This window comes from Actinoallomurus sp. NBC_01490 (assembly GCF_036227085.1).
Taxonomy (GTDB): Bacteria; Actinomycetota; Actinomycetes; order Streptosporangiales; family Streptosporangiaceae; genus Actinoallomurus; species Actinoallomurus oryzae.
In genome coordinates this window covers 392,524-413,387 of record NZ_CP109433.1, presented here as the reverse complement: position 1 = coordinate 413,387, position 20,864 = coordinate 392,524, and the positions used below count along the sequence as shown (strand labels likewise).

At 67.4% G+C, this 20,864-nt stretch carries 25 protein-coding genes, 2 tRNA genes and 1 pseudogene; 12 read left to right on the top strand and 16 right to left on the bottom strand.

Annotation, left to right across the window (positions count from 1 at the left end):
• Positions 1 to 17 precede the first annotated feature (17 nt).
• Entirely contained in the window at positions 18 to 302 is a 285-nt protein-coding gene (locus OG417_RS02105; RefSeq protein WP_329248865.1) for a hypothetical protein, read from the bottom strand.
• A gap of 69 nt (positions 303 to 371) precedes the next feature.
• Between OG417_RS02105 and OG417_RS02100 the strand changes: the two genes are divergently transcribed.
• The gene (locus OG417_RS02100) at positions 372 to 1,061 is read left to right on the top strand and encodes a cytidylate kinase family protein (protein ID WP_329248863.1); all 690 of its coding nucleotides are present in this window, start codon (positions 372 to 374) and stop codon (positions 1,059 to 1,061) included.
• A 591-nt stretch (positions 1,062 to 1,652) separates the two neighbouring features.
• Positions 1,653 to 2,048, top strand: a complete 396-nt coding sequence (locus tag OG417_RS02095) for a hypothetical protein (RefSeq protein WP_329248860.1) — start codon at positions 1,653 to 1,655, stop codon at positions 2,046 to 2,048.
• Positions 2,049 to 2,199: 151 nt separating this feature from the next.
• Here OG417_RS02095 and OG417_RS02090 read toward each other — a convergent pair.
• Positions 2,200 to 2,748: pseudogene (locus OG417_RS02090) on the bottom strand (mycothiol transferase).
• A gap of 163 nt (positions 2,749 to 2,911) precedes the next feature.
• On the bottom strand, positions 2,912 to 3,661 hold the full coding sequence (locus OG417_RS02085) for an SDR family NAD(P)-dependent oxidoreductase (RefSeq protein WP_329248859.1): 750 nt from the start codon (positions 3,659 to 3,661) through the stop codon (positions 2,912 to 2,914).
• A gap of 96 nt (positions 3,662 to 3,757) precedes the next feature.
• On the opposite strand from OG417_RS02085, the gene OG417_RS02080 reads away from it, so the two are divergent.
• The gene (locus tag OG417_RS02080; RefSeq protein ID WP_329248857.1) at positions 3,758 to 4,348 is read left to right on the top strand and encodes a TetR/AcrR family transcriptional regulator; all 591 of its coding nucleotides are present in this window, start codon (positions 3,758 to 3,760) and stop codon (positions 4,346 to 4,348) included.
• Between the two features lie 79 nt (positions 4,349 to 4,427).
• Here OG417_RS02080 and OG417_RS02075 read toward each other — a convergent pair whose 3' ends face one another.
• The 4 genes from OG417_RS02075 to OG417_RS02060 form a co-directional block, all read right to left on the bottom strand.
• On the bottom strand, positions 4,428 to 4,778 hold the full coding sequence (locus tag OG417_RS02075) for a hypothetical protein (protein ID WP_329248855.1): 351 nt from the start codon (positions 4,776 to 4,778) through the stop codon (positions 4,428 to 4,430).
• 244 nt (positions 4,779 to 5,022) lie between these two features.
• Positions 5,023 to 5,619 carry a Tn3 family transposase gene (locus OG417_RS02070; protein ID WP_329248853.1) on the bottom strand — a complete coding sequence of 199 codons (597 nt, stop codon included), beginning with the start codon at positions 5,617 to 5,619 and terminating at the stop codon, positions 5,023 to 5,025.
• Between the two features lie 211 nt (positions 5,620 to 5,830).
• Positions 5,831 to 5,906 (bottom strand) — tRNA-Ala (locus OG417_RS02065).
• A gap of 170 nt (positions 5,907 to 6,076) precedes the next feature.
• Entirely contained in the window at positions 6,077 to 6,529 is a 453-nt protein-coding gene (locus OG417_RS02060; protein ID WP_329248850.1) for a helix-turn-helix transcriptional regulator, read from the bottom strand.
• 132 nt (positions 6,530 to 6,661) lie between these two features.
• Here OG417_RS02060 and OG417_RS02055 point away from each other — a divergent pair, with 132 nt between their 5' ends.
• Positions 6,662 to 6,901 (top strand): helix-turn-helix transcriptional regulator, encoded by a 240-nt coding sequence (locus OG417_RS02055; protein WP_329248848.1) that lies wholly within the window; start codon positions 6,662 to 6,664, stop codon positions 6,899 to 6,901.
• A gap of 571 nt (positions 6,902 to 7,472) precedes the next feature.
• Here OG417_RS02055 and OG417_RS02050 read toward each other — a convergent pair.
• Both OG417_RS02050 and OG417_RS02045 read right to left on the bottom strand, forming a co-directional pair.
• Positions 7,473 to 8,186: an HAD family hydrolase gene (locus tag OG417_RS02050; RefSeq protein WP_329248847.1), complete on the bottom strand. Its 714-nt coding sequence runs from the start codon at positions 8,184 to 8,186 to the stop codon at positions 7,473 to 7,475.
• Positions 8,187 to 8,226: 40 nt separating this feature from the next.
• The gene (locus tag OG417_RS02045) at positions 8,227 to 8,346 is read right to left on the bottom strand and encodes a DLW-39 family protein (RefSeq protein WP_285577356.1); all 120 of its coding nucleotides are present in this window, start codon (positions 8,344 to 8,346) and stop codon (positions 8,227 to 8,229) included.
• A 296-nt stretch (positions 8,347 to 8,642) separates the two neighbouring features.
• Between OG417_RS02045 and OG417_RS02040 the strand changes: the two genes are divergently transcribed.
• From OG417_RS02040 to OG417_RS02030, 3 genes are all read left to right on the top strand, one after another.
• Positions 8,643 to 9,167: an XdhC family protein gene (locus OG417_RS02040; RefSeq protein ID WP_329248845.1), complete on the top strand. Its 525-nt coding sequence runs from the start codon at positions 8,643 to 8,645 to the stop codon at positions 9,165 to 9,167.
• A 58-nt stretch (positions 9,168 to 9,225) separates the two neighbouring features.
• A complete protein-coding gene (locus tag OG417_RS02035; RefSeq protein WP_329248841.1) occupies positions 9,226 to 9,636 on the top strand; it encodes a RidA family protein in 411 nt (136 codons plus the stop codon).
• 94 nt (positions 9,637 to 9,730) lie between these two features.
• Entirely contained in the window at positions 9,731 to 9,904 is a 174-nt protein-coding gene (locus OG417_RS02030; protein ID WP_285577350.1) for a hydrophobic protein, read from the top strand.
• A gap of 148 nt (positions 9,905 to 10,052) precedes the next feature.
• On the opposite strand, the gene OG417_RS02025 is transcribed toward OG417_RS02030, so the two are convergent.
• The gene (locus OG417_RS02025; protein ID WP_329248838.1) at positions 10,053 to 10,448 is read right to left on the bottom strand and encodes a hypothetical protein; all 396 of its coding nucleotides are present in this window, start codon (positions 10,446 to 10,448) and stop codon (positions 10,053 to 10,055) included.
• 780 nt (positions 10,449 to 11,228) lie between these two features.
• Between OG417_RS02025 and OG417_RS02020 the strand changes: the two genes are divergently transcribed.
• Positions 11,229 to 11,402, top strand: a complete 174-nt coding sequence (locus OG417_RS02020) for a hypothetical protein (RefSeq protein WP_329248835.1) — start codon at positions 11,229 to 11,231, stop codon at positions 11,400 to 11,402.
• Positions 11,403 to 11,561: 159 nt separating this feature from the next.
• Here OG417_RS02020 and OG417_RS02015 read toward each other — a convergent pair whose 3' ends face one another.
• Both OG417_RS02015 and OG417_RS02010 read right to left on the bottom strand, forming a co-directional pair.
• A complete protein-coding gene (locus OG417_RS02015; RefSeq protein WP_329248832.1) occupies positions 11,562 to 12,026 on the bottom strand; it encodes a nucleotidyltransferase domain-containing protein in 465 nt (154 codons plus the stop codon).
• A gap of 159 nt (positions 12,027 to 12,185) precedes the next feature.
• Positions 12,186 to 12,767 (bottom strand): GrpB family protein, encoded by a 582-nt coding sequence (locus OG417_RS02010; protein WP_329248829.1) that lies wholly within the window; start codon positions 12,765 to 12,767, stop codon positions 12,186 to 12,188.
• A 643-nt stretch (positions 12,768 to 13,410) separates the two neighbouring features.
• On the opposite strand from OG417_RS02010, the gene OG417_RS02005 reads away from it, so the two are divergent.
• Together OG417_RS02005 and OG417_RS02000 are read left to right on the top strand one after the other, a co-directional pair.
• Positions 13,411 to 14,010: a cation transporter gene (locus OG417_RS02005; protein ID WP_329248826.1), complete on the top strand. Its 600-nt coding sequence runs from the start codon at positions 13,411 to 13,413 to the stop codon at positions 14,008 to 14,010.
• 179 nt (positions 14,011 to 14,189) lie between these two features.
• Positions 14,190 to 14,642 (top strand): hypothetical protein, encoded by a 453-nt coding sequence (locus tag OG417_RS02000; RefSeq protein WP_329248822.1) that lies wholly within the window; start codon positions 14,190 to 14,192, stop codon positions 14,640 to 14,642.
• A gap of 196 nt (positions 14,643 to 14,838) precedes the next feature.
• On the opposite strand, the gene OG417_RS01995 is transcribed toward OG417_RS02000, so the two are convergent.
• Positions 14,839 to 15,192: a hypothetical protein gene (locus OG417_RS01995; RefSeq protein WP_329248820.1), complete on the bottom strand. Its 354-nt coding sequence runs from the start codon at positions 15,190 to 15,192 to the stop codon at positions 14,839 to 14,841.
• Between the two features lie 411 nt (positions 15,193 to 15,603).
• Here OG417_RS01995 and OG417_RS01990 point away from each other — a divergent pair, with 411 nt between their 5' ends.
• Positions 15,604 to 16,539 (top strand): DUF1259 domain-containing protein, encoded by a 936-nt coding sequence (locus tag OG417_RS01990; protein WP_329248817.1) that lies wholly within the window; start codon positions 15,604 to 15,606, stop codon positions 16,537 to 16,539.
• A 99-nt stretch (positions 16,540 to 16,638) separates the two neighbouring features.
• Positions 16,639 to 16,980, top strand: a complete 342-nt coding sequence (locus OG417_RS01985) for a hypothetical protein (protein WP_329248814.1) — start codon at positions 16,639 to 16,641, stop codon at positions 16,978 to 16,980.
• A gap of 6 nt (positions 16,981 to 16,986) precedes the next feature.
• Here OG417_RS01985 and OG417_RS01980 read toward each other — a convergent pair.
• The 3 genes from OG417_RS01980 to gyrA form a co-directional block, all read right to left on the bottom strand.
• Positions 16,987 to 17,060, bottom strand: a tRNA-Ile gene (locus OG417_RS01980).
• A gap of 110 nt (positions 17,061 to 17,170) precedes the next feature.
• Entirely contained in the window at positions 17,171 to 18,253 is a 1,083-nt protein-coding gene (locus OG417_RS01975; RefSeq protein WP_329248812.1) for a DUF3566 domain-containing protein, read from the bottom strand.
• 49 nt (positions 18,254 to 18,302) lie between these two features.
• Positions 18,303 to 20,819: a DNA gyrase subunit A gene (gene gyrA / locus OG417_RS01970; RefSeq protein WP_329248809.1), complete on the bottom strand. Its 2,517-nt coding sequence runs from the start codon at positions 20,817 to 20,819 to the stop codon at positions 18,303 to 18,305.
• Positions 20,820 to 20,864: the final 45 nt, after the last annotated feature.

Genomic DNA, 20,864 nt, shown 5'->3' with positions numbered 1-20,864 from the left:
GGGCGTCCGTGGCGGGCTCAGCCCACCGGTGACAGCACGCTGAACGTCGCATCGTGCAACGGGTCGTTGCCGTCGTACCTGTGTCCGGTGAGCCGCTCGAAGAGCACTACAGCCGGCAAGTACGTGTGAACGGCGAACTCGGGGACCGGTTCGGCCTCGCGTACCGGCAGCCCGAGCGCGGCGGCCCGCACGGTCGGCAAACGGGCAGGGTCGAAGCCGAGTTCCTCCCACCTCTCCTCGGGTGGGCCGGTCAGCTCGTTCAGCGTCGAGACCACCCGTTTTCCCTCCCAGAGCGCGCTCACCAGCTCACCGTGTAACCAGGGCCCCCGCTCTGACACGCGCTACACACAGACACCGTGAGAGAGGCAGCAATGGACCAAGGCACCCGCGACGAGCTCATTGGTCGGCTGACCGAGGCGATCAGGTCCGTCACGACCGCGCACCCGCTGCGGGTCGCCATAGACGGGCCGCCCGCCGCCGGCAAGACCACGCTGGCCGACGAGCTCGCCATCGTCTTGCGCGCGCAGGGCCGCGACGTCATCCGCGCGACCATCGACGACTTCCTCTTCCCCCGTGCACAGCGCTACCGGCGAGGCCAGTACTCGGCCGAAGGCTGCTACTTCGACGCCCACGACCACGCCTCGCTGTGCCGGGTCGTGCTCGATCCGCTGGGCCCGGGCGGAGACCGAAGATTTCAACACGCGGTCTACGACAGAGGTACCGACACCCGACTGTCACCGCCGGTCACGACTGCCCCCGCAGACGCCATACTGCTCTTCGACGGCGTCTTCCTCCTACGCCCGGAACTGCTCGATCGATGGGACCTGCGCATCTTCGTGTCCGTCCCGTTCGAGCAGACCGTGGAACGCGCTCGGAACCGCAACACCGCCCTGGCCGGATCCACCGCCGACGCCGCCGAAGTCGAACGGTCCTGGCGCAACCGCTACATCCCATCCCAACAGCTCTACCTCGCCACAGCCCGCCCAACCGATCACGCCGACATCATCGTCTACAACGACGAACTCCAACGGCCAACCTGGGAGGTCAGATCTCCACACTGATCGGTACACAGGATTTGACCATTGCTCGGCGGTCGCACGGTAGGTCGCCCGACCGGCGCGGCCGGAGGGACCGGCGCCGCAGCCTTGACGCACAGGTCAAAGCGGAGCGACCGGACGACGACGATGGCCTGACCGGCGCTCTCGTCCCGGCGCGAGTGACCGCTGTTGACCCTTGATCACCGTGGCTAATGGCCCGCTAATGGCCCAAGGCGGCGTGCGCACCCGACTCCGGAGGGCGGTATCGCATTTCGGGTCTAGAGCCGGCCTGACCTGCTCGGCGATCGGAGTGGGGCAGCCCGTGGCGCGGGAGTCATTCCGCGAAGCGTCGTGGCGGGTCTTCTGCGACGCGCAGACAGCTCCATCCGCAGGATGACCCGGCTTCCACCTCAACCAGTGACAGCCATGTGACGCATGCGGGCGGGCCGTCCCCGAGCCGGAGCGCCCCGCCGGAGGCTGTTTCTGGCGCCGGAGGCCGAACTGTCTCACGTCACCGCTAGCTTCACTCGGGCTGGGTGATGAGTGCTTCTGGGAGGGTTCGCTATGGGTGGGTCCGCATGGGACTACGTGGTGCGATACCACGAGGATGCCTCAGTGGCGCTGAGCATGGCGCAGGCGGACGCATTCCGTAAGGGTAGGTACTACTGGGCTTATGACGGGAGGTGGGGCTTTCCCGAGCGTCCACGGCCTGAATCGGTTGATGAGCTCTGGGAAGATCCTGTGATTCAGGAGCTGATGACTCACTCGGTCCTGGACATGAACGGTGTCTCGCGGGCCGGTGAGGAGCCGGACGTTCTTCAGACCGCCCCACTGAGTCCAGAGGTCACGCGCGAGGTGTTCGGGTCCGAGCGCCCTACCCGTGCGGACTATGACCGCGCGGCCGATGCGAAGTGGGATGTCATCCAGGATCGTGGTTACGGCTGCTACGTGGTTCTCTACCGTGAAGACACGCCTGACGAGATCGCATTCTTTGGAGTCACTGGCGACTGACCGCGTGGCGTGGCGGTAGCTCCATGGAGCTGTTGCGGCGCCGGCATGGTCGGCAGCGGCGGCGCTTGCGCCGCCGCCTTGACGCGCTGGTACAGGCCGAACGGCCGGACAACGATGACGACGACGATGCCACGGGTGCTCTCGTCCGGGGCTAATGGCCCGTTAATGGCCCGAACGCCCCCTCCATGATCGAAACGGGGGCGTCTTCGCTGGTGGAGCCTAGGTGATTTGAACCCCTGACTTCCTGCTTGCGAATTATGCTGATCATCGCCGATACCGGGCCTGACCTGCACAGGCATGTGTCCGCGAGTGACCGCTGTTGCCCCTTGATCACCGTGGCTAATTGCACGCTAATTGCACGGCGCTTCGCACGCACGATGTCGAGGTGGCCGTTATGGCGGGAGATCTCCTCGATGAGATGGAGGACGACCCAGCGGAGGTCCACGTGACGGCCGTCACTGATGGGCCGCCTCGCCCTTGCGTTCAGGTCATGGTCGGCCACCAGGTGGCGATAGCGGGCACTCTGTTCCTAGTACTCGGTGAGAAGTCGGGGCAACGGGATGTCGACCGCCGTCCGCATCTCAGGGTCGGGGTCATCGTCGGTCGCCTCTGTGAGCGATCCCGCGGGCTCCTCGCCCAGGAACATCACCTGGACCCAGTGGTACTCGACCCACCGCAGATGGCTGATCAGCCCGCACATCGTCATCAGCGGTGAATTCGGTAGCGGTCACGCCCGGCCTCTGACCGCGACCGCGGCGGCGCAGGGGATCGCCCGTACGTCCCCCCGTTGGGCGCTCCCCCGTACCGCCCCTGCCGCTGGCTGGCATCGGCTGCGCGCGACTCCTGCGCTGCGCTTGGTCGGATCAGACTTGGGCGTAGCCGCCGTCGGCGAACAGTTCGGCTCCGTTGACGAAGCTGGCAGCGTCGGACGCCAGGAAGACCGCCGCGGCGGCGATCTCGTCGGGGTGGCCGACCCGGCCCAGCGGCACGCCGTCGGCGAGGTGGTCCAGCAGGGCCGACTGCCCGCCGTCCGGTGCGAGGCCGAGCAGGCCGGGGGTCTCGGTGGGGCCGGGGCTCAGGACGTTGACGCGGAAGTTCCGGGCCTTGGAGCTGAGCGTCCAACTGCGTACGAGGTTGCGCACGGCGGCTTTGGTGGCGCCGTAGACCTCGAGGCCGGGATCGGGCCGAGTAGACGTCGTCGAGCCGGTGACGATCACCGACGCGCCGGGAGAGAGCAGGGGCAGTGCCTTCTGGAGGCTGAACAGTACGCCTTTGACGTTGGTGGCGAACGTGGTGTCGAACTGTTCTTCGGTGATCTGCCCGAGCGGGGCGATCACTCCTCCGCCGGCGTTGGCGACGAGCACGTCGATCCGGCCCGCCTGTTCTTCGACGACGGCGTAGAGGGCGTCGAGGTCGGCCAGGTCTCCGACGTCGCAGCGTACGGCGGTGACCTTCGGCCCGAGGTCGGCGATGGCCGCGTCGAGCTGCGCCTGCCGGCGGCCGGTGATGAACACGCGGGCGCCTTCGGCGGTGAACCGCCGGGCGATGGCCAACCCGATTCCGCTGCTGCCTCCGGTGATTACGGCGACCTTGCCGGCCAGTGCATCAGACACGCTTGTCTCCCGTCTCAGGGTCGAATTATTGACTGAGTCGTCCATAACGTACGTGGTTATGGACGACTCAGTCAATAATCGGCTACGCTCAGAGGCATGGCCAGGCCACGGAAGTTCGACGAGGACAGCGTGCTGCGCGCTGCCCGCGACCAGTTCTGGTCCACCGGCTACGCGGGCACCAGCATGGACAACATCGCCGAGGTGACGGGCCTGGGCAAGGGCAGCCTGTACGGTGCCTTCGGCGGCAAGCGTGAGCTGTTCCACCGGGTGTTCGACGAGTACTGCGCGCAGGCCGTGTCGGGTCTGCGGCGCGCCCTGGACGGGCCGGATGACGAAGCCTTCGCCCGGCTGGCGGCGCACCTGCGGGCGATCGCCGCCGCCACGGCGGCCGATACCGTTCACCGGGGATGCCTGCTCGCCAAGGGCGCGGCCGAGCTGGCCGAACACGACCCGGTCGTCGCGGCGTGTTCCCTGCGGACCGTCAACGCTCTCGAAGAGCTCCTCGCGGCGGAGATCGAAGCCTGCCAGCGTAACGGTGACATCAGCGACGAGGTGGACTCCCGCAACCTCGCGGCACTGTTGCTGGCCGTGCTACGTGGTGTCGAGGCGCTCGGTAAGGCGGGCCAGGACGAGAGGAAACTGCACGCCATCGTCGAGACCGCTCTGGCCCTGTTGCCGACGGGCTGACTCGTATATCCCGCACGCTCCCCGGCTCCGGTTGGGCGGAGGCCATCGCGCCGCGAGTCCGGAGGCAGCGGTCGACAGCTCAACGCGTTCGGGCGTCTTTAGCCTTGCCGGCCAGTTCCTCCAGTACCTCGGCGGCGCCCTTGAGTCCTTCTGCGGCCTCGCGCACGCGATCGGCGGTCGAGCTGGCCGGCGTTCCGCCGGCGATCTCGGTGCCGGCCCGCAGCAGGGCGGCCAGGTGGCTGGCTACGAGCATCGCGGGCTGGATGACCAGCGGCATGTCGGCGCGGCCCTTGACCGCGTCGGCAACCAGCACCATCAGCAGCGCCTCCAGCTGCTTGGCCACGATCAGTGCGAGGGCGACCTTTGCCAGGTCCTCAGCCTCGCAGCCCGCGCCCGACAGCAGCCGCTCGGCGGTCCGCGTGATATGCACCGGGGCTCCACGCCGGCGTCGACGGCGGCGTTCTCGGGCATCAGAACCTGCATGGCGGCGGCACCCGCCAGCCAGTGGGTCATCTCTAGCCGCAGCAGCTCGATACTGCCCAGCCGCCTGCGCTCGCCGGCCAGATCGGCCTCGCCCCGGGCCTGTGCGAACAGTCCGATCGCGGCCAGGCCCTGGCCCAGCTCGACAGGAGATGCCATCTCGCCTAAGCCCTCGCGTACCTCGCCCACTACGGCTACTCCTCTTCTTCGTGGTCGGCGGGGTCGCGGAGCTCGCGGATCCCTCCGCCCAGGTCAGGACGGTGGAACGGGTGGAACCCGTGGAAGTTGATGTGCTCGAACAGCAGCGGTGACAAGCGGGCACGGATCTCGGGGCTGATGCCCAGCCCGCCGGCCTCCAGCTTCTTGACCGCCGCGTCGATGTACAGCGAGTTCCACCAGGTGATGGCATTCAGCCCGAGGCCGAGCGCACCGAGCTGGTCCTCCATCCCGCGTTCATATCCTCGCTGCAGGCGGCCCAGGTTGCCGAAGAACACGCGGCGGGCCAGGTTGTGGCGCGACTCGCCGATGTTGAGCTGGGCACCCATCATCCGCCGATACTCCTCCACGTGCAGGACCTGCAGCAGATGGAGCGTCTTGAAGATGCGGCCGTAGTGGGCGAACGCGTTGCCCAGTCCGGTGAGGCGGCCACTGGAGGTCATCATGCGGATCAGATCGTGGGCGCGCACCCGGTTGGTGGACAGCGACCCGGCCATCCGCGCCATGTCATCCCAGTGCTGCACGATCGCCGGCCGCGACACCCGCCGCAGGCCGAGGGTGTTGAACGCGCCCACCCATTGGTGGCCTTGCCGCCACGGGTCAAGGTGCCCTCCAGCATCGCGGTATCGATCCACCACAGCTGCGTGTCGGAGATGTCGGCGATCCGCGGCGCGAACTGGTACTCGCAGATCGCGAACATGCCATACACGATGCGCTCGTCCCGGCCTAATGGCCCGTTAATGGCCCGAACGCCCTCGTCCATGATCGGAACGGGGGCGTTCTGGCTGGTGGAGCCTAGGGGATTTGAACCCCTGACTTCCTGCTTGCAAAGCAGGCGCTCTGCCAACTGAGCTAAGGCCCCTCACGAAACGTGCTACAGCCTACCGGGAACTCGGTGTGCCGTGCCGACCCCGTCAGTATGGCGGTACCGGCGGTCGGGGTGACGACGACCTCCCGGAGGCCCGGCGCGGTGTCCGCACCCGATGGCGGCGCCTCACGGCTGCCGCGTGCCCGGCGCGGCTTGGTCTTCGATCAGGTGGTGCGTGGGAGCTGCTCGTTCTCCCGTTCCTCAGCCGCGGCGGCCGGGATGATGCCGAGATCGATCATCCTCCGCTCCAGCTCCTCTCGGGCGCGCCGCTCCACGTCCACCGCGGTCTCCAAGCGCGCCACTCGGGCCAGCAAGGTGGCCACCACGTCATCGTGGGGAGCAGCCGTTCGGGGTTCCGTGGCCGGTCGCTCGCGAACCTCGATGGGCGTGCCGTCTCGGTACGCGCGGTTGATCGTTCCGGAGGCTAGGCCGAGGGCCGTCTCCCACGCCGGTCGGTTCTTGCGCTGGATGGAGTTCACACCGCGTTCGATCGCGCTGACGGTGCGACCGCTCACGCCGATGCGGTTGGCCAGGTCGTCCTGGGTGTAGTCGAGATCCTCACGGCGTCGGGCGAGTTGGCGCCCTACGACTGCCGGGGAAGTGGCGTCGTCGCTCATCGCTGTACATCGTCTCTTACGAACCTACTAGAGTCTAGCAACTCTCTAGAAATCTTCTAAAAAGGCCGCCGGCCGCTCCCCTTCCTCACTTATTTCTCTAGAATCTCTAGAAGTCCTGCTACGCTTCCCCTCATGCCTCTGAAGACGGACGGCGCGAAGATTCGGGAGTTGCGCGAGCGGAAGGCGCTCACGCTCACCGAGTTCGCCCAGCAGGTGGGCTATGCGATGAACAGCGTTCACCTGATCGAAGTCGGCAAGGCGAACGGCGGTCCGAAGTTCATCCGCGCCGCCGCGCGGGTCCTCGGCTGCGAGATCGAAGACATCACCGATGGCCTGAGGGAGGTTCCCAAGGGCGAAGCCAGATCGACCTGAGGCCGGCGACGGAGCCGCGTACCTGCCCCCGGACCTCATCCTTCGCTTTCGTGGTGCCCACGGAGCACGCACGGTACCGTGGGCTCACGTTGATTCGACGAACCCGGAATTGACTGGAACGTCGCATTCGTAACGGCTCGACCGTACGAAAAGGCCCCCGCGCCGGGCTGCCAGGCATGACGCGAGGGCCGTCTCGGTGTCCTGGTCCGCGTTCCCTCAGGAGCGGGGGCCAGGACCCTGGCCGTACAACGTGATCAGTGACTCCACCAGCAGTCGTGTCAGCTGGAAGAAGAGCCACCAGTCGTACGGCTTTGAGCGCCGGTGTTTACCGGCCATCGCAGCCTCCCCATCACAGGCGACCCGCGCTACGGCGGGAGTGGACGTCCGATCCCGCGCGAGATCGGCCGGCCGGCCATCCTTTCCGGTCGGCCGGTGCCGAACCGGCCGGAAGATGGGAGATGCTGCTGCACGACCGTAGCGAAAACTCGGCATGCCCGGGACGTGACCAGTGCAATCCGGGGAAAACCGCCGGTCGGCAGGCCGGCAAGTCTTGCGACGCCGTTGCCCTGGGCTACCTCGGTGCCGGGATCGCGGCGGTCGTACGGAAGATGACGTCCGGGAGGTCGGTGACGCTCTCCAGGACATGAGTGGCGCCCGCCTGGTCGAGGCGGGTGCGGTCGTGGGCGCCGGTGAGGACGCCGGCGACGATCGACGCGCCGGCGCGGTGGCCGCTCAGAATGTCGTTCGCCGTGTCGCCGCAGACCGCGATGTGACGGACGTCCTCGACCTGGAGGCGGAGTGCCGCGGTGAGGATCATGTCCGGGTACGGGCGGCCGCGGCCGCCGGCGTCGTCCGGGCAGATCAGCAGGTCGGCGCGCTTCCACCAGCCGAGCGTGTCGATGACGCGGCCCAGCGTGGAGCGGCCGAAGCCGGTCATCAGGCAGACGCGGACGCCGGCGTCGGCGAGTTTGTCCATGGCCGCCTCGGCACCGGGGATCGGCGCGAGGCCGATGCGGTCGATGACCGAGTCGTACGCATGCTCGAACGCGTGGTTGGCCGCCCGGGCGCGATCTTCGTCGGAGAAGATCTTCCGGAAAACGGCTAGCTTCGACTGCCCACGTGCCTCGCGCACGCGGGCCATCGACCCGGTGTACGCCCCGGTGCCGGGGACGACTCCCTGTGTGGCGAGCGCCTCGGCGAAGGCCTTTTCGACCACGCCGCCGTCCGCCACACTCGTACCGGCGAGGTCAAGGCAGGCGAGCGTGATCCGTGCTCCGTGGTCCACGCACGCCCTCCATGCTCCCCGCCGGTATCAAAGTCGTGTCTCAGTTGTCCGCCGACGTCGCCTCGGTCCACAGGTCGAGCTCGGCCCGGTCCTGCTGCAGCCGGCGCCAAACCGCGAAACCACCGAGGGCGACCAGCGCGAGAACGATGAGTTTCTTCACGGTGGGACCCCTTCAAACTGACTGACAGTGCGTCTCGCAGCCTAGCAACCGTTCACGTGTGCCGGGCGGCTTCCCCCCGCACGCTATCGATCATGAGATTGTCGGCGTTGTCCAACGTAGGGCGGCACATGAGTCGCAGGGGCAGGGGCGGCACGAGCACTCGCTCGTCCACACCTGTGGATAACTCTCGGCCGCCTGGCCACGGCCGCGCCGGGCGTTCCGTGCCTCCCCACACGGTTGTCCACAAGCCTGTGGATAACCGCTCCGCCCTACCCAGGCGATGAAACACTGGCGGCATGGCCCAGATCCACGAACATGACCCATCGTGCGCGGTCGCCCATGGCGAGGCACCGTTCGAGACCGCTGACCGTACGCTCGTCGCCGTGTTCGCCTCTCCGGTCGCCGAGTTCCTCCTGCGGTACGGCGCCGACCTGGGATACCGCGGCGTCCTCCTGGAGCCCGCCGCGGACCGCGCGGCCGGTGCGGCGCAGGACGTCCCCGTCGTCACCGCGCCGCCGGACGGTCTCGACGGCACCACCGACGTCGTCGTCACCGACCACCACCGCCCGGAGCTCGGCCCCGTGCTCCGCGACCTGCTCGCCCACCCGGTCCGCTGGATCGGCGTGATGGGCAACCCCCGCCACCCCGGCCCGCACGTCCAGGCGCTCGCCGACCTCGGCGTGCCCGAGGAGGAGATCGCCCGTGTGCACCGGCCGGTGGGCCTGAACATCGGCTCGCGTACGCCTCCGGAGATCGCCCTCGCGACGCTCGCCGGCCTGGTCGCGGACCGCAACGGACGCCCCGGAGGCTTCGAGTTCTGACCGCCGTTCCCGCTCGGCGACCCCGCGCGCCCGTGCACGCCGCCCGTACGCTGCGGCCATGACCGTCCAACTCATCCGTACCGCCGATCTCTACGGCGGAGTCGAGTACGCCTACGCCGCCGTCGCCCCGCCGGGCGCGTTGATCTTCGCCGCGGGCGCATGCCCGTTGGACGAGAGCGGGGCGACGATCGGCCCCGGCGACGTACGGGCCCAGGCGCGTGCGTGCGTCGCCAACCTCAGGGCCGCTCTGGCCGCCGCGGGCGCGGGCCTGGGGGATGTGCTCAAGACGACCGTGTACGTGGCGTCGGCGCGCCGTACGGACCTCGTCGCCGCCTGGGAGGAGATCCGTACGGCGTTCGGCGAGCACGACGTGCCCAGCACTCTGCTGGGCGTGACCGTCCTCGGGTACACCGATCAACTCGTCGAACTGGAGGCGGTGGCCCTACGCCCTAATTCGGCCGTACGGTAATCAACCGGCGAGCGGGAACGATCACCCCCTTCGACCACGCATGGGTTTGTTTCTCTACCTGCGGGGATGAATTAGTACGGAAGGGAGACGTCAAATGGGTATCGTTATTGCGGTTCTCCTGCTCGCCCTCATCCTCGGCGGCGTGGGTTTCGCGGTACACGTCCTGTGGTGGATCGCCCTCGCCGTCCTGGTGCTCTGGCTGCTCGGCTTCGTCTTCCGCGGACCGGGTACGGCCGGCGGACCGCGCAGCCGCTGGTACCGCTGGTAGCGCCGGCGAAATCAACACGAGAACGCGTCGCCGCCGCGACCCAAGCGATGGCGGCGCGTTCGCCCGTTTTCCAAAGGTAAATGCGACATCGCCCGGTATTAAATTCCCGCCTGTCGCATTGGATACGGGGACCGCCTCCAAGGTCACATCAATCTATCGCTTCGGAATTTCCGCGGAAATCATCGCCCACGCGCTCGCCTCGCAGATGCCCCGTGTACCAGCCGACCTGAGCGACGCTCACCGCGTACGCGAGCCACAGGGCGAACAGCGCCGCCCCGGACATGACGAGGAGGCCCGAGAGGAGGAACGCGGCCAGGACGGCGCCGTAGAGCAGCCGTACGACGCGCTCAGGGGGCCCGCCGCCCGGCAGCGCCCGGTAGGCCAGGTACCAGGCCGCCGCGGCGCCACAGAGCACCAGGACGAAGACGAGCGCGGTCATCCACGCGTGCGTCCCCGCGTTCCCTCGCGCCCCGACGAAGACCAGCGCCACGGCGAGCATCGCCGCCCACGCCACGACCGACACCACGCTCGGCCACCGCACCACGAGCGAATACATATCGAAGGAGACGTTCCAACCGCTCTTGGAGTTCACGACGCCCCGGCACGGTCCTGCACGCCGAGCATCGCAGATATCCACACCCTGTGGACAACTCTCTGGACTGAGAGGATCCACGCCGAAACCTCGGCAATGGCCGGCCTGGCCGCCGTCCGTGTCGTCCGCGTGCCGGACGCGATCAGTGTCGATGCCGTGCCGAAGTGCCGAGGGCTCCGCCGCGTGGAGGCAGTATCCACGATCTCTGCGGCGGGTCGGACTCGCCTGCGGCGGGTACGGCGCCCCACCGCACGGATGACTCTCGTTCCAGGGTCTGCCTGGCGTCGACGGTCGTCGGCGTGGCGGGTGACCGGTTCGACCGCCGGGCGAAGCCGAGCATCGGGGACCGGAGGACCGCTGAACGAACAAGCCGTGATCGGGACCGGTCGCGGCGTGCCGGTCGTCTACCGGCTCCGGCGAACCCCTTCCCCGACACGTGAGGTGAACGACGATGAGACGCCGTGGGCGTGTGGTGCTTCTGATGCTCGTGGTCGCCTTGTCCTCCTCTTGCGGTGCGGACGACGACGCTCCCGTGCCGGCTCGTCACCGACCCCTGCGCGTCGGACGTCGATGACTCCTAGGAATCCGGCATCGGACGCAGAACTGCTGTTGTCGGTACTGGGTCCGACGCCGCCGGACTGCCATGAGGCGCTCCCCGGCAACCGCGTTTGTGGTCGCTTGCTCGCCTCGACGGCGAAACTGGTCGAGTATGGGGCTGCCGCGCTGAAGGACATGCCGAAGACCGCCGAGTACAAGAAGGTCTCCGGCGCGGTGGCCGACCTTCAGCGGTCGTACAAGTCGGTCGAGAAGAGCGGCTGCTACACGCGCCAGGGAAGAGCCTTGGCCGCCGACAGGACACTGCGCGACCTCTGCACCACGTTCGCAGGTGCGGTCGCACTCGCGTGACTGAACCTGTGGGAGGCGATCAGCGGCCTCGAGCAACCCGGCTGGGTCTCGGGCTCGACGAAGCCCGGCGCGTCCTGCTCGCGGGCAAGGCTGACGATCAAGCGAGCCGTATCGCACCTGGTCGGCGACCGAATGGTTCAGTGTGGTCAGGGGCCAGGCTCAGCGGCGGCACGCTCGCCGCAGTTCGGTCAGGACGCCGTCGGGGTCGTACAGGATCCGGACACCGTCGGTCACCACCCGGCGGGTGCCGGGATCCACAGGGTCGGCGTTCGCCCAGTCGGGGGAGCCGATGTTGATTTCGACCTCGAGCCCGGTCTCGGTGAGAAACCGTCGCTCGGTGATCGGGCCCCATGACCGGACTCTGGTCGGTTCGCCGATGCCGAGCTCGTCAGCCCATGTGTCATCGGCGTAGCGGGCGGTCTCCTTGGTGAGCAACACGAGATCGATATCGGAGTCGGGTCGGGCCGCGTCCCGGGCGCGGGAGCCGACCAGGAGCAGGCCCAGAACGTCGTCACGATCAGCCGACCAGCGGGTGACCCGTACGATCAGGTCCTCGACGTCAGTGGCTTGCCGCGGCGGGATGGCGGCCGCGTGAGTCGCCAGGTGTTCATCGCGGTGGGTCACCTTGGCTCCTTCTGCCGTCATCGCACAGGGGTCAGGTTGAGCGCCTGGCCGTCCGCCGATGGCTGCGGCGGTCAGGGACCGCCTACCGGTGTTGTTGTCATTGCCCGGGCTGCCGCACCAAGGCCACGCCCGTCGACGGCCTCCCCGTAAGCGACCGCCTCACACCGCCCGGCTCATGATCTCCTGCACTACGGCGGTCTTGGCGTCGGCATAGTGCTGCACGTGCCGCCACGTCCGCTGGGCGAGCTCGCGCTTGGTGCGCGCGTAGTATTCCCGGTCGGTGTCGCTGGCGCGCAACCGGTCCCGAAATCGCACCATCCGGTCGATCTCAGCAGCGCCAACGCTGAACACATGTAGGTTGATGTCAGTGTCCGGGCCCTTGAAAAGGCGGTGTTCGAACCAGTCCGGCTCACGGATCCTCACCACGTACCCGGCTGCTTCCAAGGCCGGCACATACGATGGCTCGTCGGCGGAGTCCGACACGACGAGCACGATGTCGATGATGGGCTTGGCGGCCAGTCCAGGCACCGAGGTCGAACCTACGTGCTCGACACGCAGCGCCCTGTCGTCAAGCACCGCGCGAATCCGCTCGGCTTCGCGCGCGAAGAGCCGTGGCCACTCGGGGTCGTACGTAGCGAGGACAATCGGGGCGTCGTGGGGTATGAGCTCACCGACCGTGAGCCTTTGGAGTTCCTCGTCGCTGATCGGATCCGGGCTCGGTCCATCTGCCGTTGATGGCATCGCCATTCCCTCCCATCCGGAAGGCAGCCCAGCAGCGTAACAAATCGGCAGCTCACTACGCCCCGCACCGTACGCATGGCGATCCCACGCCTGATCATCCGCTCGCTGGTCTGGCCTGTCATCGGGGTCGTCCCACCTCCACGGTGGGAGCTTCTGCAACGCCCTCGGCACCGATCGTGGTGTCCAATCCCATCGGTCGAGAGCCCCACGAAAGTTCGTCGCGAACGGAGCACCGACCGGGTCGCCGTACGTTCACTCCTGCGCTCGCGCGGAGTTCCACAGCTTCGTGAGTGGGTGGAAGGCACGCAGACCGCGGCCGAAACGTGGACCTCGCGCGGCCGTGACGGCCACTGGCGATACGCCGAGAACGAGTTGCACTTCACCGGCGACCGACCAGAGTGATCTGCTCTGGGATCGGCCTTGCTCGCCGACCAAAGGACGACGAGTAGCCGGGGCCGGCCCATGGGCCTAGGTGGACTTGAACCACCGGCCTCATCCTTATCAGTTCGATCTCTTCATGGTCATCAAGGCTTCACCGAGATCCGTCAGCCCCTCCCTGATCGAAATGATCTGTGTCCGTCTGACCGTGTTGTCGTCACTGCCGTCGACGTTGCGCAGGAACCGCCCCTGAGAGAATCCGTTCGTGACCGCTCTGCATGACTCGGTTCGCACCGCATTGATTCGCCGTGGCTTCGCCCTGGAGTACGCCACGCTGTGCTGGAATGTGATCGGCATCGTCGTGCTTGCGGTTGCGGCATGGTCGGCCCGATCGGTCGCACTCGCTGGGTTCGGGCTGGACTCCCTCATCGAGATCGGCGCATCGATCGTCGTGATCTGGGAGCTGTCGGGCACCGGTGAGGCCCGCCGGCGGCGGGCGCTGCACTTGATCGGCGGCGCATTCGCCGCGCTGGCGATCTACCTGCTCATCCAATCCTCCTGGGTGCTGGTAACTGGCTACCACCCTCATCACTCACTGCCGGGGATCGCCTGGACTGCCATCACCGCGGTGGTGATGTTCGCCCTCGCCGCTGGGAAAACCCGTATCGGAGCCGCACTGGACAACCCGGTGCTTCGCACTGAGGGGCGCGTCACCTTGATCGATGGCGTCCTTGCGGCTGCGGTCCTTGTCGGCCTAGTCCTCAACGCCGGACTTGGCTGGTGGTGGTCTGACCCCCTCGCCGGATACGTTCTCGTGTTCTACGCCGTGCGCGAAGCACGAGAGATCTTCTTCGCCGAGGAGTGAGCAGCGCTCGTCGTCCAAGCCGGTCTCATCACGCGCTGTGGTCGGCCGAGGAGGCGATGCGTGCCCCCGCTTCCACCTCAACCAGTGACCGCCCTTGCGGCGCCTGCGGTCTGGACCCACTCCCCGAACCTGAGGCCCCCACCGGACGTTCCCGGTGACTCAGCGAGCTGCTGCTGTGGATGGAACCGAACATCGGTCGCTTCCGTCGAACCGGGATGCACAAGGCCCTGAAGATCGCGTCAGGCGTGCTGTTGGGACTGCTGGTCATCGGTGCCGGTGAACCGACCTGGCTGTATCTGGCTTCGGAGGACAGTGGGGTCGTGGGAGAAGCCACTGTCGGCCCGACTCCGGCCTGTCCGGTCGGACGTGTGGGTGAGGTCTGTCCTCCTGGGCACATCGCGATCTCAGCGGTCATGACCCGTCGTGGCTGGCCTGGCGTTGCGGCGGTCGTACATACCGGCGCCGGCGGGCGCTTCCGGGTGCGGCTTGCGCCTGGTCGGTACACGCTTCATGTGCTTCGGAGCCCTTGGCATCCGCCCTTGCCGTACCTGAGGCAGTCCGCGATTCCGGTGAGGGTTCGCGCGCATGCCTACACGTCGGTGACGGTGGGCTTCGACAGCGGCATTAGATGAGCGCGCAGCGCCTGCGATCGATGGACATTGCAGCGGATCAATCCAGATCACGCGCCCTGCCCTTCATTTGCGCTCCTCAGCTCGGCGCTTTCGCGCATCCTCTGCCCCTACCTGGTCATCGCGTCCGCTGTCGTCCCGCCCAACGGGGGAACACTCCGGGGCCTGGTCGCTCGGGATGAACGTCCCGTGATCCCGGTTACTCATGATCCAACGGGGGCCAGACATCATGCCCGTCCGCCCAACGTACGAGCCATTCAGCCAAGGTCGGAACGGTGTGGCTGACGGCGACTTCGGGCGAGTCTCGCTCGGGCCAGTCCCAGCCGTCCCAATCGAACAGGCAGACAGGGTTTCCCGGCTTCGTCAGCGATACGTACCACCAAACGCTGCACCCGGCGGCGATCAGCGGGAAGCCCACGGGCTCGTTGAGTTGCGGATTCTGCAGGTACTCCTCGACCGCGGTGATGCCGGGTTGATCGTGCTGTCCGCTTGGCGTGATGCCCAGGATTCCGTACATGGGTCCGAAGCCGCCGTTGGCTACCTCGGTGTACAAGCGCCCCCGTCGGCGAAGTCTTTCGAAGAGATCGCTATCTGACACGGCCAAAGCATCGCAGCAATCCGGTGCTCATTCCGCCGACATCAAGATCCATGTGAGCGGTCGCAGGTGTGCCCGTGTTCGTGAGCGCTGAGGCTGGGACACGTCGCTTCCTCTGCGCCTGGCGCAGCGCCACGCGGGGGGAAAGTCGCCGGAGAGCTGTTCGGAGACACCGAGAGCTAGCCGTTGCCGTCGCTGCCGTCAGCGCTCCCCGCCCCGAAGGACCAGCGGGCCGCAACGATCAGTCGCGGTTACAGATCGTGTCCAGACGGGGACAGCAGTATTGGACTGCCGGGTGTGGTGATAACAGGACCTTGAGGATGACTAGTGCTGCCTGCGAATTCGATAGTGGTAGCGGGAGCGGCTGTAGTGCTCGCGGCTGGCTGCTCTCTCACCGGAGGTGATGCGCGGACCGTCGCCCGACCCGGCTCCATCCAGCGCGATGCCGATCCCGTCCCGACGCTGTCGGCTACCAGTAATGCCGGGTGGGAGGACGTCGCGCGGGCTCTGGGCCGATCTGGGAAGCTGTCGGCGGACAAGAAGGTCTACCGTGTCTCGTTCCCTCGCTCGGACTTGAAGGTGACCTCCTATGGGGTGAGTATCAAGCCGGGCCTTGCTCTGGGGGGTTATACCGCTTTCACCCGCTACCCCGACGGCCTCATCTTGATGATGGGTGATCTTGTGGTCACTGAGCCGGAGCTGCAAAAGGTCACCGACGTTCTGCAACGCCAGGGGATCGAGCAGACGGCCGTGCACAAGCACCTGCTGTCCCATCAGCCTGAGGTTTGGTGGGCCCACGTTCACGCCACCGGGCACGACGCGGGAACCATCGCGCGTTCGCTTCGGGCTGCTCTGGATGTCACCGCCACGCCGCCGGCTCCAACGGCCTCAAGTCCTGCCCCGACTCCGCGAATCGATACTGCGGCGATCGACCGGGCCATGGGGGCCAAGGGCACCAACGATGGCGGCATCTACAAGTTCACCTTCAAACGCACCAGCCCCGTCACTGAGCACGGCCGCGTCATCCCGCCTGGAATGGGCGTGACCACCGCGATGAACTTCCAGCCCACCGGTGGCGGCAAGGCCGCCATCAACGGCGACTTCGCCATGACCGCCGACGAGGTCCAACACGTCATCCAAGCCCTACGCTCCGGCGGCATCAGCATCGTCGAAATCCACAACCACGCTCTACATGACGAGCCGCGCCTGTTCTACATGCACTTTTGGGCCAACGACGATGCCGTCGAACTTGCCAAGACCCTGCACAAGGCCATCACTCAGCAAGCCGTCACCCCGGCGGCCTAACGATGGCCATCACCACACGCGATGCGACGTTTTCCGGATGTCGGTAGGGCGTCGCTGGGAGCGGCGCTAACGCGTGCGAGGCGGGAAGAGCTGATCCCGGTGAACGTCGCCCGATTGACCACCCTGTCCGCTCCTCCGCCCAAGAAGGTCAAGCCCTGGACGGCCGACGAGGCGCGGGCCTTCCTCGCCGCCGCTCGCAGCGAACCGCTCTACCCGGCGTTCGTCCTGCTCCTCGTCTACGGGCTGCGTCGCGGCGAAGTGCTGGGCATCAGCTGGGACGACGTGGACCTGGACGACGACGTGGACTGGAGATCTACACGCACGGCGACAACGCCAGTCACCGCGAGGGACTCGGGAGGGTGGCCGGAGAGCTGTTCAGAGACGCGGAAAGCCAGCCGTTGCCGTCAAAAGCCCCCACCGGAGATCCGATGGGGGCTTTGACCTGTGTGGGCCTAGGTGGACTTGAACCACCGGCCTCATCCTTATCAGGGATGCGCTCTAACCGACTGAGCTATAGGCCCGTGCAGCTGCTCCCGAGTCGGAAAGACCAGGAGGCGACGTCGAGAAACAGTACCCGATCGGCGCCCCAAACCGGTAATCGTTTGGTCCTCCCGGCGGTGGGCAGTCGCGGTTACTGGTCGGCCTCCTTCAGGGTGACCTCGACACCGCCGACCAGATCGGCGGCCATGTTGTAGATCACCGACCACACCGTGGCCAGGGCCGTGATGAGGAGGACGTTCAGCGTGCCGATCAGGGCGGTGTAGCCGAGGATGCGCGCCGCCGAGAACCAGCTCGCCGGGTTGAGGCCGCCGCTCTTGCCCTGGTCGTTGGAGGTCAGGTCGCGGATCGTGTTGGACAACGCGTCGAAGACGCCCAGCCACGACAGGATCACGTACAGCACCGCGACGGCGACGAACAGCACCAGGAAGCACACCAGCGACATGATGAAGCTGAACTTCATCACCGACCACGGCTCGAACCGGGCCACCTGGAGGTGCGCCTTCCGCGGCGCCTTGCGGCCGCCGGCCTTGTCCGCCTTGCGCAGCGCGCCGGTCAGCTTCGCGGCCCGTGAGGAGGGGGCCTCGATCGCCGCCGGGCCGGAGCCGTCGCCCGGGCCGCCGCCCGGCATGGCCGAGGCCGACAGAGAGCCGCTCGGCGCGTACGACGGCGTGCCGGCCCCCGTGCCGCCGCCGTAACCGGACGTCGAAGATCCCATGCCCGCGCCCCTACCCGAAGTCGGCAAGGACTCCCCACTTTCCTGTGGCTTCTTCGCGGCGTCGTCCCGGCTCGCCGGCTCGATCGCCCGCTTGCTCGCGCCCGAGCCATCCTTTTTCGACCGGTCCGAGTCGGCGTCCTTCGGCAGGCCGAACGTCGCCGTACGGTTACTCGCGTCCTCAGAGGAGGACGAAGACGAGGACAACGACGGAAGGGCGTCCACCACCGTCGCGTCGTTGTCCGGCTCCGGGTCGGCCGGAGGGACGTCGCGTACGGTGTCCTCGTTGCTCTTCTTCTTCGCCTTGTCGATGACCGTCTTCTCCGCCTCGTCCGACGCGGAGCCGTTGGTGTCGTCCTTGGCGTCCGTCCGAACGGTCACCTCGTCGCTCGGCGGCTTGGCCGCGCTCGTCTTCTTGCGCGTCCGGCCGCTCTTGGCGTCCGACCCGGTCGAGCGCTGTCCGGGCTTGCCGTCTGCGCCCTTGCCGGCGTTGGCCGTCATATGACCTCCCCGGGAAGGCGACGCATCGCCTGGTTTACGACCAGGTTGATCACGCGTCGCTCCCTTCCCCGGACCCTGTGTCCGGCTCTGCGTCCGCGTCCTCGATGGACTCTACGTTCCTCGCGATGGCTACGACGCTGTCACCATCGGCGAGGTTCATTAGACGTACCCCCATGGTCGAGCGTCCAGACTGTTTCACACCGGAGGCTCGCGTACGGATTACGCCGCCGCTCGCGGTGATGGCGTAGACCTCATCGTCAGGCCTGACCATGAGAGCGCCCACCAACCGGCCGCGGGTCTCCACGATCTTAGCGGTCAGAACGCCCTTACCCCCACGGCCATGGAGGGGGTACTGGTCCGCCGGAGTGCGCTTGGCGTAGCCGCCCTCCGTCGCGACCAGCACATCCTCGCCCTCGCGGACGACATGCATGTCGAGAACTTCCTGACCGTCGTCGAAACGCATGCCGATCACGCCCGCGGTCGCCCGGCCCATGGGCCGCAGGACGTCGTCGCGGGCGGGGAAGCGGATGGCCTGGGCGCCGCTGCTGACCATGAGCAGGTCGTCCTCGGGGGAGACCAGACGGGCGGCGATCACCTCGTCGCCCTCTTCGAGGTTGATCGCGATCAGGCCGGCCGAGCGCGGCGAGTCGTACGCCGACAGCGAGGTCTTCTTGACCCGGCCCTGCTTGGTGCCCAGGACGAGGTACGGCGCGACGTCGTAGTCACGCAGGTCCATGACCTCGGCGATCTGCTCGTCCGGCTGGAACGCCAGGAGGTTCGCGACGTGCTGGCCGCGTCCGTCGCGTCCGCCCTCGGGTAGTTCGTAGGCCTTCGCCCGGTAGACGCGGCCCTTGTTGGTGAAGAACAGGATCCAGTGGTGCGTCGTCGTGACGAAGAAGTGGTCGACGATGTCGTCCTGCTTGAGCTGCGCTCCGCGTACGCCCTTGCCGCCGCGCTTCTGCTCCCGGTACAGGTCGGTCTTGGTGCGCTTGGCGTAACCACCGCGGGTGATCGTGACGACGATGTCCTCTTCGGCGATCAGGTCCTCCATGGACACGTCGCCGTCGAAGGGGATGATCTGCGTACGGCGCTCGTCGCCGTACTTCTCCACGATCGCGCCGAGCTCCTCGCCGACGATCGCGCGCTGCCGCTCCGGCGAGGCCAGGATGTCGTTGTAGTCCGCGATCTCCGCCATGAGCTTGTCGTACTCATCGGTGATCTGCTGACGCTCCAGGGCGGCCAGCTTGCGGAGCTGCATGTCGAGGATGGCCTGCGCCTGGATCTCGTCGATCTCCAGGAGCTGCATCAGGCCGGTCTGGGCCTCGGCCGCCGACGGCGACCGGCGGATCAGCGCGATGACCTCGTCGATGCGGTCGAGCGCCTTGAGCAGGCCGCGCAGGATGTGGGCGCGCTCTTCGGCCTTGCGCAGCAGGAACCGGGTGCGCCGGACGATGACGTCGACCTGGTGGGCGACCCAGTAGCGGACGAACTGGTCGAGGCGCAGCGTGCGCGGCACGCCGTCGACCAGCGCGAGCATGTTCGCGCCGAAGGTCTCCTGGAGCTGCGTGTGCTTGTAGAGGTTGTTGAGGACCACCTTGGCGACCGCGTCGCGCTTGAGCACGATCACCAGGCGCTGGCCCGTACGGCCGGAGGTCTCGTCACGGACGTCGGCGACGCCGGTGATCTTGCCTTCCTTGACCTGCTCGGCGATCTTCAGCGCGAGGTTGTCGGGGTTGACCTGGTAGGGCAGCTCGCTGACGACCAGGCAGGTGCGGCCCTGGATCTCCTCCACCTCGACGACGGCCCGCATGGTGATCAGGCCGCGGCCCGTACGGTAGGCGTCCTCGATGCCCCGGCGGCCGACGATCAGGCCGTAGGTGGGGAAGTCGGGGCCCTTGATGCGCTCGATCAGCGCGTCGAGCAGCTCCTCGTCGGAGGACTCGTAGTTCTCCAGGTACCACTGGACGCCGGCGGCCACCTCGCGCAGGTTGTGCGGCGGGATGTTGGTCGCCATACCGACCGCGATGCCGGCCGAGCCGTTGACCAGGAGGTTCGGGAAGCGGCTCGGCAGGACCTCGGGCTCCTGCGAGCGACCGTCGTAGTTCGGCGCGAAGTCGACGGTCTCCTTCTCGATGTCGCGCAGCATCTCCATGGCCAGCGGCGCCATGCGGCACTCGGTGTACCGCATGGCGGCGGCCGGGTCATTGCCCGGCGAGCCGAAGTTGCCGTTGCCGTCGACCAGCGGGTAGCGCAGCGCCCAGGGCTGGGCGAGCCGCACGAGCGCGTCGTAGATCGCGCTGTCGCCGTGCGGGTGGTAGTTGCCCATGACGTCGCCGACGACGCGGGCGCACTTGAAGTAGCCGCGGTCGGGGCGGTATCCGCCGTCGTACATGGCGTACAGCACGCGGCGGTGCACCGGCTTGAGGCCGTCGCGGACCTCGGGCAGCGCGCGGGACACGATGACCGACATCGCGTAGTCGAGGTAGCTGCGCTGCATCTCGACCTGGATGTCGACCGGCTCGACGCGGTCCTGTGGACCGTCGGGCGGCAGCGTAACGTCCGTCACGAAAGACCTCTTCCAGCTTGTGGTGTACGGGGCGCGGGCGGGCCC

Coding starts and splice junctions, on each gene's coding strand:
- OG417_RS02010 (WP_329248829.1), bottom strand. CDS start 12,767: ATGCCATCAACGGCAGATGGACCGAGCCCGGATCCGATCAGCGACGAG.
- OG417_RS02030 (WP_285577350.1), top strand. CDS start 9,731: ATGGGTATCGTTATTGCGGTTCTCCTGCTCGCCCTCATCCTCGGCGGC.
- OG417_RS02055 (WP_329248848.1), top strand. CDS start 6,662: ATGCCTCTGAAGACGGACGGCGCGAAGATTCGGGAGTTGCGCGAGCGG.
- OG417_RS01975 (WP_329248812.1), bottom strand. CDS start 18,253: ATGACGGCCAACGCCGGCAAGGGCGCAGACGGCAAGCCCGGACAGCGC.
- OG417_RS02020 (WP_329248835.1), top strand. CDS start 11,229: ATGCCGAAGACCGCCGAGTACAAGAAGGTCTCCGGCGCGGTGGCCGAC.
- OG417_RS02100 (WP_329248863.1), top strand. CDS start 372: ATGGACCAAGGCACCCGCGACGAGCTCATTGGTCGGCTGACCGAGGCG.
- OG417_RS02080 (WP_329248857.1), top strand. CDS start 3,758: ATGGCCAGGCCACGGAAGTTCGACGAGGACAGCGTGCTGCGCGCTGCC.
- OG417_RS02040 (WP_329248845.1), top strand. CDS start 8,643: ATGGCCCAGATCCACGAACATGACCCATCGTGCGCGGTCGCCCATGGC.
- OG417_RS02060 (WP_329248850.1), bottom strand. CDS start 6,529: ATGAGCGACGACGCCACTTCCCCGGCAGTCGTAGGGCGCCAACTCGCC.
- OG417_RS02000 (WP_329248822.1), top strand. CDS start 14,190: ATGGAACCGAACATCGGTCGCTTCCGTCGAACCGGGATGCACAAGGCC.
- OG417_RS02035 (WP_329248841.1), top strand. CDS start 9,226: ATGACCGTCCAACTCATCCGTACCGCCGATCTCTACGGCGGAGTCGAG.